Below are 13,998 nucleotides of genomic sequence, written 5' to 3' on the forward strand. Positions count from 1 at the left end.
CACTCCGCAAGACCCTGTTCACACACTGGACCGGCGCAGTCGCGTCCGCGATTACGCCGCGGTGGCCATGGCGGCGCCGGCGGCCGGGATGTCGCGGTACAGGTAGGCCCGCTCGATCGCGGTCCAGGTGGTGCTGGTGACGACGTACAGCGCGGCGGCCAGCGGCACGAAGGCGACGGTGAAGAGGGTGAAGAAGGACATCAGCGGCATCACCTTCGTCATGGCGCCCATCCCCGGAACCGGCTGTCCGTCGGGCCCGGTGGCCGGGGTGGTGGGGTTGGCCGCCATCTGCCGCTTCGTCCGGCCGTAGTTGAACGTGGCGACTGTGGCGACGATCACGAACAGGCCCAGGTACACGAGGCCGTGGGCGCCGAACACCCCGCCGTCCGCGAGCGCGTCGCGCCAGCGCTCGCCCAGCGGGGCGCCGAGGAGCTGGTGGCCGAGGAGCTGGTTGGCGTCGCCGCCGATCTTCTGGCTGGAGAAGAGGTGGTAGAGCAGGAAGAAGGCCGGCATCTGGAGCAGGCTGGGCAGACAGCCGGAGAGCGGCGAGACCTTCTCCTCCTTGTGCAGCTCCATGATCGCCTTCTGCATCCGCTCGGGGTTCTTCTTGTGCTTCTTGCGGAGTTCGGCGATCTGCGGCTGGAGCCGGCGCTGCGCCCTCTGCCCGCGCGCCGCGGCCCGCGACAGGGGGTGCACGGCGAGCCGCACGAGCGCGGTGAACAGCACGATCGCGGCGGCGGTGGACGCGCTCTGGAAGAACGGGTGCAGCAGATCGGCGAAGGCGCCGACCAGGCTGGCGAAAGCGGACATGAAGGCGGACATGGATGAGCCCTCCGGGGGTCTCGTCGTGCCGGGAAGTGGATCAGCTTCGGCATGACGATCCGCGCGGGGCGCCCGCACGTACGCACACGGCGTACGCACCTGGACGAAGGAGGGAGGGAGAGCGGGAGCCCTACGCGGCCGTCAGGAGGACACGGCCGGGGGCTCGGGGGCGTCGGCGCCCCTTGGCGTCGGGGTCTCGTTGCGGGAGGAACGCGGTGCGTTTCTCCCGGTCGCGCATGGCGGTACGGACCCGGGTGCGGGGCACCGGCACGGCGCAGCGGGCGCTGATGACCGAGCAGGCGACGAGTGCGGTACCGGCGGCCGCGGTGGCGGCGAGCGCGACGGCGGCGGAGAGGCTGCCGCCCTCCGCGAGCAGGACCTCGGTGAGGAAGAAGAGCAGCAGCCCGGCGGGGCGGAGCAGCCGGGCGAGGCCACCGCGCAAGCGGTTCATGGCCGTTGCGTCCATGGGTCCTCCCCCTCTCGCGCTCCTGCGGCCGCGGCGTAATGCGGCACTTCAACCTTTAACCGTTATACACGATGGCCCTCGCCCGCCCCCATGGCCGATGCGCGGTCCTCGATCTCGTCGCGCGCCAGCACGTCCTCGTCCGGCCGTTCGTCGCGCTCGCGCGGCCCCGCGTACGTCACCGCCAGCGCGACGGCCAGATTCGCGCCGAGCGCGATGATGCCGGCGTTCACGCCCCACACCGGATCGTTCTCCGTGAACACGAACCCGCACACCACACCCACCCCCACGACCAGCCCGCTCATCGCCCCGAGCAGCGTCAGCCGCCGCCACATCAGCCCCAGCAACACCATGGGGAGCAGCTGCGCCATCCCCTCGTACGAGATCAGCGAGAGCCGTACGAGGGTGTTCGGCGCGGTGTACGTGAGCAGCAGGGCCAGGCTCCCCGCGATGACGACGACGAACTGGGCCGCGCCCTTCTGCCGCTGCTTCCAGCGCGGTACGAGGGAGAGCACGCTGCGTCCCCACATCGTGCCGATGACCAGCATGAAGACGGCCATCGGCACGATCGAGGAGAGTGCGGCCGCGACCCCGATGACCCCGACCGACCAGGCCGGCAGCGAGTCCACGACCAGCTTGAAGAGGGCCAGGTTGGATTCGGCCCCGACCAGCCCCGGGACGACGAACAGGGCCGCCATGCCGAGCAGCATCGGGACGAACAGCAGCACGTTGTAGGCGGGCAGCCACATGGCGTTGCGCCGCAGTACGTCGGCGTTCTTGGCGCCGAGGTAGCCGGCGACAGTCGTCGGGAAGATCACGACGGTGAGCGAGTTGAGGAACGAGGTGGTGATGAACCAGGCCTGCCCCATCCCGCTGTTCCCGTGCCCGGGGAAGGTCAGCCACTCGCTCTTCTCGGTGACGAGCCGGTCGAGGAAGGGCCCGTAACCGTCGAAGTAGTGCATCGGTACGTAGACGGCGAGGAAGCCGAGCGTGGCGATGACCATGACGTCCTTCAGCACGGACACCCACGCGCTGCCGCGCAGCCCGCTGACGACGACGAAGCCGGTGGTGACGGCGAAGGCGATGAAGTAGGCCCAGTTCAGACTGATGGCGCCGTAGGAGATCGTCGAGACGACCACGCCCATGCCGGTGATCTGGAGCTGGATGTACGGGAGCAGGAAGACGGTCGCGAGGACGGCGGTGAGCGCCCCGAGCCAGGGCCGGCCGAAGCGGTGGGCCACCATGTCGGTGATCCCGACGAGTCCGTGCTTGCGGGCGTACGCCCAGAGCATCGGCCCGACGACGTAGCCGACGGCGTAACCGCAGGACATGTACGCGACCACGTAGAGGACGGGCGCCCCGTAGTCGTAGCCCCAGCCGGCGGCGCCGAGGTAGCTGAAGCTGGTGTAGCCCTCACCGGCCATGAGCACCCAGATGAAGACGGTCCCGAGGCTGCGCCCGCCCACCGACCACTCGGCGAGCCCGCCGCCCTTCGCCCCGCGCCGCCCGCGCACGGCGAACAGTCCGAGGACCACGGTGGCGACCATGAAGACCCCGAAGACGGAGGTCGCGACGGCGGCGTTCACCGGCGGTCCCCCCGCCGGGTCAGCCAGACGGCGACGGGGGTCAGCACGGTCGCCCCGAGCAGCCAGAGGAAGAGGAACGGCAGCCCGAGAACGACGGGCCGGACCCGGTTCACGAACGGCAGCGCCCCCAGGTAGAGCACGTAGGGAACCAGCAACCACAGCAACTGCGGACGTCGTCTCAGCACGTCGGAGAACCTTACGGCTTGGTGCGCGACAGGCGGTGGACTCCCTGTCGCGCAGCACTCAGTACAAGGGGCCCGGACCCTGTCACCTTCTGGTTCTGGTTCCGGTCAACCGTGCCGAGTCCGCACCACCGGCCAGGAGCACGCCCCCGGCCAGCGCGGCCGTCAGGAGTCCCGTCCAGACCCGGTGGACGGCCGCCCAGGACGGGTGCCCGGGTGGAAGGAACAGTGCCGCTCCCTCCGGCAGCAGCGCCACGGTGATCACCAGCAGCAGGATTCCCGGTGCGGCGACCAGCGAGCCCCGCTCGCCTTCGGTGAACCGCAACCCCACCGCGGCGAGCGCCAGGGAGAGCGCCACGAGTGCCGCGGCCTCGGCCGCCAGACCGCCCCAAGGAAAGAGAGGACGGGCGTCCTGCGGCAGGGTCGTACGGGCCACCGCCGCGGCCACCGCCCACACGGCCGTCCCCAGGACGAGGACGGGAACGGCCCGCACGGCCCGCTGGGCCGCGCGGCTCACCGGTACGGCCACGGTGGTCCTGGCCGCGGGATCGTCGAGGACGAAACCGGCCCCCAGGGCCACGGCCACAGCGGCCACTCTGCTCAGCACGGCCACATCGGGCAGGCCCAGGCCGACGTGGAGGAGCGCGGGTGTGGCCGTGGTCAGCAGGCCGACGAGTCCCCCGAGCGCGAGCGGCATCTTCGGCATCGCCCGCAGCGACGCCCGGAGCAGGACGGTGAGGTGCCGGGCCCTTCGCGGACCGGTGCGTACGCGCGTGTCCGGCGGCACGGCTGAGCTCAGCATCCGGCCACCTGCCCCGACGCGGGGACCGCCGGGGGAGCCTTGACGCCGAGCAGACGGGCGGCTCGGTCGACCGTGGTGTCCGGTGCTGTCAGTTCGGCCCAGTTCTTCTTGATCACCGTCGCGTTGGCCCGTGACGGGCGGTCAATGAGGTCGAAGGCGAAGTCGGCGGCGCGGGGCTCGAAGGAGAGTCCCGCTCCCGAGTTGAGCAGGGGCAGGCTGATCCCGCCGCCGAAGGTGCGTTCCCGTGTGGAGCGCAGCGCCTCCTGGGTGCCGGGGGTGGCCTTGCCCGCCAGCCACAGCACCAGCGTGGCCCGAGCACCGCAGACCATGGTCAGCCGCGGCCGGCCGGGGACATCGCCGGTGACGGCGCGGTAGGCGAAGCCCGTCGCGAACTCGACGACGGCGTCGCTCCTGCGGTCGCCGCCGGCCGCGCCGTCACTCCAGTCCGTGCCGACCGTCACCGCCTTCGGCGTGCCGGCCCGGCTGTCGTCGGCGGCCCACTCCGTCAGCGGCGGGGGCTGTCCGTCGCTGCTCGCGCCCCCCGGCGGGAAGATCCGCTGCCGGATCGTGTACGGCGCACCGGCCACCTCGCCGGGCGCGTACGCGAGGACGCCCCTGGCGACCTTCGCCCACTGCGTCGTCCACGGGGCGAACTCGGGAAACGCGCAGAGGGTGAGGCCGTTCCCCTTCGTGCACCGTTGGTGCGCGGCCGGATGGTCGGTGTACGCGCTCACCTGGTCCGTGTCCGCGGCGGAGAGCCCGCGGGTCTGGGTGAATCCGGCGACGAGTGCTGCCGCCAGCGCCAGCGCGGTCGTCGCCTTGAGCGCCGTTCCGCGTCCGCCGGCCCGCAGCACGGCGGTCGCACCGAGCAGCACCACGAGGGCCGCCAGCCAGGCCAGATGGGCGGCCGCTGGACGATGCACCAGGGCCGCCGGGAGCGGAGCGGCGTTCTCGTTCTCGAAGGCCAGAAGTCCGAACCAACGCCACGAGGCACTCGTGTTGACCGCTCCCGCGAAGGTCAGCATGCCGAGCCCGACGACGGCCATGGGGGCAACGGCCGCCGATGTGACGAGCGTTGACAGCAGCACTCCGACCACACCGGCCAGAAGTACGCAGGCAGGCCCGGCCAGGACGTCCCAGGGGCGCACCTCGCCCACCGCCCCGGAACGCCCGGCCAGGTATCCCATCCGACCCGCCGTCAGCAGGAGCGCGAGCAACGCGGCGGGCAGCAGCGACAGCAGGTGCGCACAGATCCGCCGGGACCGGCCGACGACCAGCACGTCGTACATCGGCTCGGTCATGTTGCGGTGCGAGCGCAGAACCCCCTGGTTGGCGGCCAGCAGCACCCCGGCGGCCAGCAGCAGGAGCGGCAGGTGGACGGACCAGGACTCGTCCTGGAGCACGGGGTAGGCGTGGGCGGCGCCCCCCGGGACCAGGTCGTAGATCCAGAACGCCGCGTAGAGCACGACGGCCGCCAGGAACGCCGGGTGCCGCAGCAGGAGCCTGGACTCGGTTCCGGCCAGCACCGGAACGGCCGGCCGGCCGCGCGATCCCCGGCCGGGGGCCGGCAGCGACGTGCCCGTCCGGCGGGCGTCGTCGTCGGTGGTGGTGGTGGTCGAGAACGTCATCGCCGGGCTCCCTGATCCGTCATGGGCGTGCCGTCGAGCAGCAGCAGGTATCCGTCCTCCAGAGCGGGCGGAATCGGTTCGGCCCCCGGGGGCGGACTGCCGATGTTCCGGAAGGTGCCCTCGCCCGTCCGCCAGCCGGCGACAGCGCTGTTGTCCTTCTCGCCGCTCAGCCAGACCCGGCCGGCGGCGACCGCGATCAGGTCCGAGGGCACTCCCTCGAACCTCACCACGCCCTGGTCGAGCACGATCACCCGTCGGCAGAGCGCGGAGACGTCTTCCGTCTGGTGGGTCGAGAGCAGGACCGTCCGTCCTTCGCCGAGATCGGCGATGACCTCCCGGAACCTCAGGCGCTGCTCCGGGTCCAGGCCGACCGTCGGCTCGTCGAGGATGAGCAGGTCGGGGTCGCCGATGAGCGCGGCGGCCAGCGCCACCCGCTGGCGCATCCCACCGGACAGTGCCTTGATGCGCTTGCCGCGCTGGTCGGAGAGCCCGACCGCTTCCAGAACCCTGAGCACTTCGCTGCGCCTGGCCTTGGTCTCCGTCACCTCCTTGAGGATCGCGACGTAGTCGACGAAGTCCATTGCCGTGAAGTGGGGATGGAATCCGGGGTCCTGCGGCAGGTAGCCGAGACGGCGCCGGACGGCAAGCTTCCCCGCAGCCGTCGTCGGGTCCTCGCCGAGGACGGACAGCTCTCCCCGGTCTGCGGAGATGGCTGTGGCCAGGACCCGCAGGAGCGTCGTCTTGCCCGCTCCGTTCGGCCCCAGGAGTCCCGTCACGCCCGGCTGCAACCGGAATGACGCACGGTCGAGGGCGGCTCTGCCCCGGTAACTCACCGACACGTCACGGACGTCCACCGGACTTGCCTGCTCAGACATCGGTCCCCTGCCTCGCATTCGTAAGCTTCGTATTCACATGCTTCGTATTCGTGCGCTTCGTATTCGTGCGCTTCGTATTCGTGTGCTTCGTATTCGTGCGCTTCGTATTCGTGCGCTTCGTAGCTGATCGAAAGGGGTGCGGCCGGGCGGAACACCGCGAGGCGACGGCCCGGCTCACAGGGCCAGTCCATTCGGGCGCCGGCCTCGCACGGCGTGCTCGAACCGGTGCCGCTGAGCGGCGATGAACACGGCACAGGCCAGCGCCAGGCACGCGGCCACGGCCTGCCCCGGAACGGTGAGTAGTACGGAATGCCGGACGCCGTCCCCCATGGCCAGGACCGACACCACGAGCCACCCGGCGCCCGTCGCGCGAGCGGCGACGAGGGGGTCGAAGAAGGCGGACAGCGCAAGCGTCAGCGCGGTCACCGCGAGCGACGGGGCCAGCCAGCCGAAGACAGCCGCTCCCTGCTCCGGCAGCGCGAGCGTGACCAGCGCGCTGACAGCGGTGCTCGCGACCAGCACGGTCGTACTGCGGAACAGGATCAGCCGCAGGGCCTGGGTCGGCATGACGAGGCCCAGCTCGTGCATCGGGTCGAAGGCGGGACCGTACGACACCGCTACACCGGCCGCCGGAATCAGCGGCGCCACCATGAGGAGGAGGACGGCGGAGGCACCGGGGGACAGCCGGGCCGCGATCACCGTGAAGAGCAGCGTCACCAACGACGCACCGATCCAGGACCGGCGCAGGACCGGCGTCGCCATCGCCAGCCGCGCCAGGTGCTCGGGAGCCCCGAGAGACACGATGGCGCGTTCCGCGAGGCTCTGGGAGGGCACGTCCACAGCGAACGAGAGCCGCTGCCAGCCGGCATCCGTGGCCTCGGGCGGTGTCACCGCGCCGAGGGCCGTCCGGCAGACCGCGCATCGGTCGAGGTGCCGTTCGACTGGTGCACACCGCTCCACGGGCAGCACCCCCTGGGCATAGGACGCGATAAGCCCCTGTTCGAGGTGGCCCCCCTCAGGCCCGACCGACGTGTCCGGCGTATCCGGCGTGTCCGGCGTGTCCGGTCCCGCTCCTGGGGCTGGGGACGGAGAGGGGTTCGTCGGGTACGGAGGAGGGTTCGTCGGGTACGGAGCGCTCATGCCAGTTCCTCCCGCAGCCGCCTCCGCGCCCGGCTGGCCCGTGTCTTGACCGTTCCCTCCGGGATCTGCAACACCACCGACGCCTCCCTTGTTGTCAGGCCTTCGAGCACCGTGACGGCGAGAACCTCCCGCAGGTCGTTCGGCAGCCGGCCGATCGCCGCGCCGAGGTCGCCGTGCGCGACACCTTCGAGCACCACTTCCTCGGCCGACGGTGCCCGGTTGCCCCGCATGCCCATGCGCGCGAGCAGCGCCTGAAGCCGCTGCCGTGACCCGCTCCCGCGCCCCGCGTCCGCCAGCCGACGGCTGCAGATCCTCCACAGCCAGCCCGCCACATCCGCGTCCTCGTGATGCCGGAAGCGGGACGCACCCCGCCAGACGCTGACGAACGTCTCCTGCACGATGTCCTGCACCAACTCCGCGTCGGCACAGCGATACCGCAACCTGGCCGTCAGCCAGGGCGCGTAGTGGCGGTAGAGCGACTCGAACGCCGCCCGGTCACCGTCCGCCACGGCACGCAGCAGCAGCGCGTGCTCCTCGGCCCGTTCCATCTCACTCACCACACCCCTTGGATCGTCACCACACCCTCCAACGGTTCACGCTCAGCCCAACTATTTCTGCGGTTCTTTCGGCCGCACCCCGCCCAATACATCTCGGCCAAGATCGCGATATTCGGAGCGAGGACTTTCATTTGTGCGCACCTGTCACCCAATTCACCTATCAACCGAAGGCAAGAACCGGAATGACCACCCATCAAATTCCTTACACAGCAATGAATTTGCGCCAACACCAAACGAATCCCGCCCGATTCCCCGGGACCGGCCCCAGCCACTTCGACCCCAAGTAGCGTCTCCACCGTCGAATAACACCTGTGTTCGACAAATCGCGAGAAAGGTACGTCACCATGCAGTTATCCACGTCCGCGGTCAAGCGAACCGCGGCGGTTCTGGGAGCCACCGCACTGCTCGGCGGAAGCGTTGCCGTGGGGACGGCGAGCGCCGCCAACGCCCCCTCGTGCGTCTCGTTCAAGAGCACCAGCAGCTGGGCCACTCACACCACGCGGGCGACCAACAACTGCTCCTCCAGCGTGCGGATCCGCTTCAACTGGTCGAACCACGTCGACGGCCCGTGCACCACGATCGGCGCCCGCGGCGGATGGCACTCGGAGACCGTGGCCATCACGGCGTCCTTCCAGGGCGCCTACACCTGCTGACGCGGGACGAAGGGCAGCGGACCCGGCACGTTCTCCGCCGCGCCGATGCCCTGCCGACAGCCTGGCCGTCCTCGGTGACCGGCTCCCCCGCGGGGGAGTGAGCGGGCCACCACCTTCGAGGAGCCGGCCGGCCTGCGAGGCCCGTCTGTATGAGCGGAACGGCAGGCGGGGTGGCCGAGGAGCAAGCCCCTCGGCCACCCCGCCTGCCTCACACCCACCGGTCTCACGTCGCGCGCGGCACCGGCACGCACCGCTCGTGGGCAGGACTCGTGGGCAGGACAGCGCGCCTCACCTCAGCGCCTCAGCTACCCCGCACATCCGTCAGCTTCCCCCACACCACCAGCCGGTAACGGGAGGTGAACTCGGGCGTGCACGTCGTCAACGTCACATAGGACCCGGCGGTCCGATAGCCCACGTACGGCTTCACGTTGCTGCGCGGCACGGCGGCCACCACCCCGCCGTCCCCGGCACCGGTCTGCGGGAGGATCTTGTCGACGGTGTACGTGTAGACGGCGTCCCGGGTCTCGACGGTGATCCGGTCACCGGAGCGCAGCCGGTTGATGTAGCGGAACGGTTCGCCGTGGGTGTTGCGGTGCCCGGCGAGCGCGAAGTTCCCGGAGGCGCCGGGCTGCGCGGTGCCCGGGTAGTGCCCGGCGTACCCCTTGTCCAGGACATCGCGCTTGCTGACGCCCTGGGCGACGGGCGCGGTCAGCCCGAGACGCGGGATGCGGATGACGGCGTACGCCTGGGACCGGCGGGGCGCGGCAACGGCGGCCGGGGCCGCGCCCCGGCCCTTCGTATCGCCCGTCTCCCCCGTGGACACGGCGGGACTGTCGTCCGCAGGCGCCTCGGGCACCACCGACGGCGACGGCTCGGGGGCCGGCTCCCCCCAGTCGCGCTGGAGGGCGTGCACGGTGTCGGCGGCCTCCGCACGGGCCTGCCGGTTGGTCCACCACAGCTGATGGGCGACGAGCAGCAGCAGAACGACGCCGAGGGTCACCACCATTTCGGCACTCGTCCACAGCCCGCGCACAGCGGCCCGCCGCCCCCGCGAGTTCCGCTGCACCACCACCGGTATCCGCTCACGTATCCGCTGACGCACGGCCCGCACGATAGGGCCAAGCCCCGTAACTCTCCAGAGCCCGAACAACTCTCCGTGCCGTGGCCCTACCGCAGTACGGTGTGGTTCATGCGCCCCGACACGCCTGCCGACCACATCACCGAAGCCGAGCGCCTGCTGCGCACCGCGGCACGGTACCCGGAGGACCATGAGCCGCTGCTCCTCCAGGCCGCCGCCCATCTGGAGCTCGCCGGCGAGCGCGCCCGCGCCACGACGCTCTACGACGAACTGCTCAGCGCTCCCGGCACCGAGCACCCGCACCTGGTCAAGGCGCTCAACGCCGCCAACCTCTGGGAGTACGGGCACGAGGCCGAGGCCCGCGCGATCATCGACGGCATCCGCGCGGCGGGCCCGCTGGAGGCGGCTCCCTGGGAGATCGCGGCGGAGACCCTGGAGGCCCACGACGAGCTGGAGTCGGCCCACGACTACTTCTCCACGGCCCTCACCCTGCTGATCGCCCCGGGCGAGGAAGTCCCGTACGCCACCCAGTCGCTGCTGACCGGCCGCCACCGGGTCCGCCGGCTGATGGGTGTCCGGCACGACGCCTGGGACGAGCTGGCCGACACCCTGCACACGGCGGCCGTCCCGCTGGACGAACTCCACGACCCGAAGCGGCTGTGGGCCCTGGGCTCCTCCGACCCGGGCGAGCTGCGCGCCGAGATCACCCGCCTGCGCGCCGAACTCGGCACCTACCGCACCGCTCTCTCCCGCCCCTTCCCGGTGGCGGTGCTGCACTGGCCGCAGGCCGAGCTGGACGAGCTCCTCACCGCGTACCCGAGCCTCGGCAGCGAGTACGCCTCCCACCCGGACCACCTGGCCCGCCTGGAGGCGGCCCTGCGCGACCTCCATGCGACGGGCACCCCGAACCTCGGCATCGTGACCGGCACGGTCCCGTCGTACGAGGCGTTCGCCGCCTCGGAGGCCGCCTCCCCGGCCGACCCGGACCTGCTCCCCCAGTACGCCACCACCCTGGCGGCCCGGGGCCGCGCGGTCCCGTGGCCCCCGGCGAGGAGCGCGGCGTGCTGGTGCGGCACGGGGCGGTCGTACCGGGACTGCCACGGGGGCGCGCTGTAGGGGCGCCTGCTCTGCCTGCCGCTCGCCGGGCCCCGCCCGAATACCGGATGCGGGGGCGGCGACCGCCCGGGTACGGTCCCGCCATGCCCGAACTCCAGCGGCTGCGCGCCGACCACGCCCCGGCCCTCCTCACGTTCGAGCAGGAGAACCGCGCCTTCTTCACTGCCTCGATCTCGGACCGCGGCGACGACTACTTCGCCCACTTCGCCGCCCGCCACGAGGCCCTGCTGGCCGCACAGGCGGCCGGCACCGACCACTTCCACCTCCTGGTGACGGAGGACGGCGAGGTGCTGGGCCGCTTCAACCTGATGGACGTGGCGGACGGCACGGCGGACCTGGGTTTCCGCCTGGCGGAGAAGGCGACGGGCCGCGGCCTGGCCACGGCGGCGGTCCACCAGATCTTCGAACTGAGCGCGACGACGTACGCCCTGACCTCGCTCCGCGCGTCGGCCGCCGTCACCAACACCGCCTCCCGCGCGGTCCTGATCCGGACGGGCTTCGTCCCCACGGGCGAGGAGGTACTGCTGAGCGGGAAGCGGGGCCTGGCGTACGTACGGGAGCTACCGGCGTAGCAGCACCATGAACCAGTAGGCAGCGCACGCAAGTTGACGCGCGTGGGCCGAGCCCGACGGGTCCCGGTCGAACCTGTCCAACAGGCCGAAACCGCCACCCGGTTGCCGTAAGAATGGGGCGATGGCATCACCTGAGGCGATGACGACGGCCGACTACGTCCACGGGTACTCCGACCGCGAGGCGACCCGGCTCGGCGACCAGGCGGACACCTTGGCGGCCCTGCTGCACGCGGGCACGGCCTACCCGGCCGGCAGCCGGGTACTGGAGATCGGCTGCGGGGTCGGCGCCCAGACGGTCCACCTGGCCCAGGCCGCCCCGGAGGCCCGGATCACCGCGGTCGACCACTCCGCCGAATCCCTTTCACAGGCCCGCGCCCGTCTCGCGGACCACGCACCCGGGGCGGACGTGGAGTGGCACCACGCCGACCTGTTCGACCTCCCCTTCTCCCCCGCGGAGTTCGACCACGTCTTCGTCTGCTTCGTCCTGGAACACCTGCCGGACCCCCGGCGGGCGCTGGCCGTACTCCGGCGCGTACTACGGCCCGGTGGCACCATCACCGTGGTCGAAGGGGATCACGGCTCCGCACTCTTCCACCCCGCCAGCACCCTGGCCCGAGCAGTGATCGACTGCCAGGTCCAACTGCAGTCGGCCGCCGGCGGAGACGCGTTGATCGGCCGGCAGTTACATCCACTGCTGGCCCGCGCCGGATACGCCGACATCGTGGTCCGCCCCCGCACGGTGTACGCCGACCAGACCCGCCCCACCCTGGTCGACGGCTTCACCCGCAACACGTTCATCGCCATGGTCGAAGCGGTCCGGGACGAGGCACTGGCCGCCAACCTCATGACCGAGCCCGACTGGAACCAGGGCATCACGGACCTGCACCGCACGGCACTGGCCCACGGGACCTTCCACTACACGTTCTTCAAGGCGGTCGCGGTGAACCCGGCGGGCAGTGTCGCCGCGGGCGGGTGATCGTCGCCCGCGCTCCGCCCGCGCCTACTGCGCGGGGGCTGGAGTGCGACCAGGAGCGCCGTGCACGTAGATCCAGATGACAAGGAAACCATCGAACCGCGATGTCTTCTCTCGCCTCGCCGAAACACTCGCCATGGGCCTCCGCACGATGCCCTGGTGGGCCACACAAAGCCCGAGCGCCCGACACTTGTCTTAAGCAAGCAGCCCACCCTGGCCATGGCCTTCTGAGCGCCGGGTCGCGCGGCAGCATCACTTGGCGTGGCTGACTCCTCGAAGATCACTTGATCTTCACCCTCATCCCACCGAGGTCGGCCATCGGCGCAACACGACAGCTCCTTCGCTTTCGGGCGAAGGACGACAGCCGCGCCCAGGACGTCTTCGTGACAACAACTTGTCTCTGTGGGAACTCTGCGCCCACCCCCGGCAGTCAAGCTAGGTAGCCATCCGCACAGAGCCACGAAAGGTAACAAGTGACACTTTTCGAACCTCCTGGACCGGTATCGGGTGTTTGTGATGATCCGGAACTGATGCTGGTATACCAGCACTTGATCCAACTGGATCCCGACGGCAGACGCCTTGCCCGCGTGCTGCGGGACACCATCGACCAGTTGCTCAACGGTGAAGCCACGGGACGCTACGACTGGGCCACCCTGTTCAAGACCGAGAAGACCCACGCGGGAACGCTTGTTGAGATCAACCTGCAGCGCGAGTTCCAGTTCAACGACGGCGACGAAATGGACTACTGCATCGAGGGAATCGACGTCGACTGTAAGTATTCGCAAAAGTTTGGCTCCTGGATGATTCCTCCTGAGGCCGAAGGTCATCTTTGCCTGCTCGTCTGGGCTGACGACTATCAAAGCCTCTGGAGCGTCGGCCTCTTGCGGATCAAACGTGAATGGCTCAACGTCGGCACCAACCGGGACATGAAGTTCACTATCAAGGCAGAACACCGGAATAAGATCACGTGGCTCTGGAAGGATGCCGCTCTACCGGAGAACGTTCTGCTCCACCTTTCCCCATCAACCCGGTCACGCATCCTGCTCCCTGGAAAGAAAAAGGGTCAGGAACGCGTCCGTGAGCTGTTCCGTGCCGTCCACGGCAAACGAATCGGCCGCGGCGTCGTACGTACCGCTGCCCAGCAGCTCGACTACATGGCGCGAGTACGCGAGGGAGACGAGGGGCGCGCCCGTCCCGCACTGCGTCCCGACGGAATCATCATCTTGGGTGACTACCGCAGCCACCAGGCAGTAGCCAGAGATCTCGGCGGACCGGTACCAGAGGAGGGAGAGTTCGTCGCACACCGCATCGTGCGCGCCCGGCCCGAGCACCGAGGTCGCCCTCAGGCCGAGATCGACGGAGAGCTCTGGGTCGTAGCCGATCCTGGTGACGCAGTCGAAGCGGCGCCAAAGCTTCCAGAGGCCCAGGCGGGCAGGGGCAAGCCAGCTCAGTAACGTCTCCCACTCCGAGGAGAAGACCACCCTGCAGCACCTACCCAAGGCAGGAGTGGGCAGTGACCTGAAAGGGCCCCCTATTCGCAGACGGAGCCGT

15 protein-coding genes are annotated in these 13,998 nt (G+C 70.3%); 5 read left to right on the forward strand and 10 right to left on the reverse strand.

Annotated elements, in window-relative coordinates; translation table 11 throughout:
- Positions 1–51: 51 nt before the first annotated feature.
- From OG892_RS13835 to OG892_RS13875, 9 genes are all read right to left on the reverse strand, one after another.
- Positions 52–822 carry a YidC/Oxa1 family membrane protein insertase gene (locus OG892_RS13835; RefSeq protein WP_328866955.1) on the reverse strand — a complete coding sequence of 257 codons (771 nt, stop codon included), beginning with the start codon at positions 820–822 and terminating at the stop codon, positions 52–54.
- Positions 823–952: 130 nt separating this feature from the next.
- A complete protein-coding gene (locus OG892_RS13840) occupies positions 953–1,288 on the reverse strand; it encodes a DUF6412 domain-containing protein (protein WP_073738273.1) in 336 nt (111 codons plus the stop codon).
- 62 nt (positions 1,289–1,350) lie between these two features.
- A complete protein-coding gene (locus OG892_RS13845) occupies positions 1,351–2,871 on the reverse strand; it encodes a sodium:solute symporter (RefSeq protein WP_371629307.1) in 1,521 nt (506 codons plus the stop codon).
- Positions 2,868–3,026, reverse strand: a complete 159-nt coding sequence (locus tag OG892_RS13850; RefSeq protein WP_073738383.1) for a DUF3311 domain-containing protein — start codon at positions 3,024–3,026, stop codon at positions 2,868–2,870. Before OG892_RS13850 ends, OG892_RS13845 begins: the two co-directional genes overlap by 4 nt.
- Positions 3,027–3,138: 112 nt before the next feature.
- A complete protein-coding gene (locus OG892_RS13855; protein WP_073738271.1) occupies positions 3,139–3,855 on the reverse strand; it encodes a hypothetical protein in 717 nt (238 codons plus the stop codon).
- On the reverse strand, positions 3,849–5,483 hold the full coding sequence (locus tag OG892_RS13860; RefSeq protein WP_371629308.1) for a hypothetical protein: 1,635 nt from the start codon (positions 5,481–5,483) through the stop codon (positions 3,849–3,851). Before OG892_RS13860 ends, OG892_RS13855 begins: the two co-directional genes overlap by 7 nt.
- Positions 5,480–6,358 carry an ABC transporter ATP-binding protein gene (locus tag OG892_RS13865; RefSeq protein WP_327337031.1) on the reverse strand — a complete coding sequence of 293 codons (879 nt, stop codon included), beginning with the start codon at positions 6,356–6,358 and terminating at the stop codon, positions 5,480–5,482. The genes OG892_RS13860 and OG892_RS13865 overlap by 4 nt, the downstream gene beginning before the upstream one ends.
- 174 nt (positions 6,359–6,532) lie before the next feature.
- On the reverse strand, positions 6,533–7,249 hold the full coding sequence (locus tag OG892_RS13870; protein WP_079193618.1) for a hypothetical protein: 717 nt from the start codon (positions 7,247–7,249) through the stop codon (positions 6,533–6,535).
- 245 nt (positions 7,250–7,494) lie between these two features.
- On the reverse strand, positions 7,495–8,046 hold the full coding sequence (locus tag OG892_RS13875; protein ID WP_073738269.1) for an RNA polymerase sigma factor: 552 nt from the start codon (positions 8,044–8,046) through the stop codon (positions 7,495–7,497).
- Between the two features lie 353 nt (positions 8,047–8,399).
- On the opposite strand from OG892_RS13875, the gene OG892_RS13880 reads away from it, so the two are divergent.
- Positions 8,400–8,708, forward strand: a complete 309-nt coding sequence (locus OG892_RS13880; protein WP_327337033.1) for a hypothetical protein — start codon at positions 8,400–8,402, stop codon at positions 8,706–8,708.
- A 301-nt stretch (positions 8,709–9,009) separates the two neighbouring features.
- Here the strand turns inward: OG892_RS13880 and OG892_RS13885 are convergent, their stop codons facing one another.
- Complete coding sequence (locus OG892_RS13885; protein ID WP_371631633.1) at positions 9,010–9,714, reverse strand: class E sortase; 705 nt, start codon at positions 9,712–9,714, stop codon at positions 9,010–9,012.
- 183 nt (positions 9,715–9,897) lie between these two features.
- Between OG892_RS13885 and OG892_RS13890 the strand changes: the two genes are divergently transcribed.
- From OG892_RS13890 to OG892_RS13905, 4 genes are all read left to right on the forward strand, one after another.
- A complete protein-coding gene (locus tag OG892_RS13890) occupies positions 9,898–10,902 on the forward strand; it encodes an SEC-C domain-containing protein (RefSeq protein WP_073738267.1) in 1,005 nt (334 codons plus the stop codon).
- An 83-nt stretch (positions 10,903–10,985) separates the two neighbouring features.
- A complete protein-coding gene (locus tag OG892_RS13895; protein WP_371629309.1) occupies positions 10,986–11,474 on the forward strand; it encodes a GNAT family N-acetyltransferase in 489 nt (162 codons plus the stop codon).
- 121 nt (positions 11,475–11,595) lie between these two features.
- Positions 11,596–12,450 carry a methyltransferase domain-containing protein gene (locus OG892_RS13900; protein WP_371629310.1) on the forward strand — a complete coding sequence of 285 codons (855 nt, stop codon included), beginning with the start codon at positions 11,596–11,598 and terminating at the stop codon, positions 12,448–12,450.
- Between the two features lie 470 nt (positions 12,451–12,920).
- Positions 12,921–13,901, forward strand: coding sequence for a NaeI family type II restriction endonuclease (locus tag OG892_RS13905; RefSeq protein ID WP_371629311.1), 981 nt, complete (start codon positions 12,921–12,923; stop codon positions 13,899–13,901).
- Positions 13,902–13,998: the final 97 nt, after the last annotated feature.

Source organism: Streptomyces sp. NBC_00341 (assembly GCF_041435055.1).
Classification (GTDB): Bacteria; Actinomycetota; Actinomycetes; order Streptomycetales; family Streptomycetaceae; genus Streptomyces.

Bases quoted from the DNA above. Each gene is read 5' to 3' on its own strand.
- OG892_RS13835 (WP_328866955.1), bottom strand. From the start codon at position 822: ATGTCCGCCTTCATGTCCGCTTTCGCCAGCCTGGTCGGCGCCTTCGCC.
- OG892_RS13840 (WP_073738273.1), bottom strand. From the start codon at position 1,288: ATGGACGCAACGGCCATGAACCGCTTGCGCGGTGGCCTCGCCCGGCTG.
- OG892_RS13855 (WP_073738271.1), bottom strand. From the start codon at position 3,855: ATGCTGAGCTCAGCCGTGCCGCCGGACACGCGCGTACGCACCGGTCCG.
- OG892_RS13860 (WP_371629308.1), bottom strand. From the start codon at position 5,483: ATGACGTTCTCGACCACCACCACCACCGACGACGACGCCCGCCGGACG.
- OG892_RS13865 (WP_327337031.1), bottom strand. From the start codon at position 6,358: ATGTCTGAGCAGGCAAGTCCGGTGGACGTCCGTGACGTGTCGGTGAGT.
- OG892_RS13875 (WP_073738269.1), bottom strand. From the start codon at position 8,046: ATGGAACGGGCCGAGGAGCACGCGCTGCTGCTGCGTGCCGTGGCGGAC.
- OG892_RS13880 (WP_327337033.1), top strand. From the start codon at position 8,400: ATGCAGTTATCCACGTCCGCGGTCAAGCGAACCGCGGCGGTTCTGGGA.
- OG892_RS13885 (WP_371631633.1), bottom strand. From the start codon at position 9,714: ATGGTGGTGACCCTCGGCGTCGTTCTGCTGCTGCTCGTCGCCCATCAG.
- OG892_RS13890 (WP_073738267.1), top strand. From the start codon at position 9,898: ATGCGCCCCGACACGCCTGCCGACCACATCACCGAAGCCGAGCGCCTG.
- OG892_RS13895 (WP_371629309.1), top strand. From the start codon at position 10,986: ATGCCCGAACTCCAGCGGCTGCGCGCCGACCACGCCCCGGCCCTCCTC.
- OG892_RS13900 (WP_371629310.1), top strand. From the start codon at position 11,596: ATGGCATCACCTGAGGCGATGACGACGGCCGACTACGTCCACGGGTAC.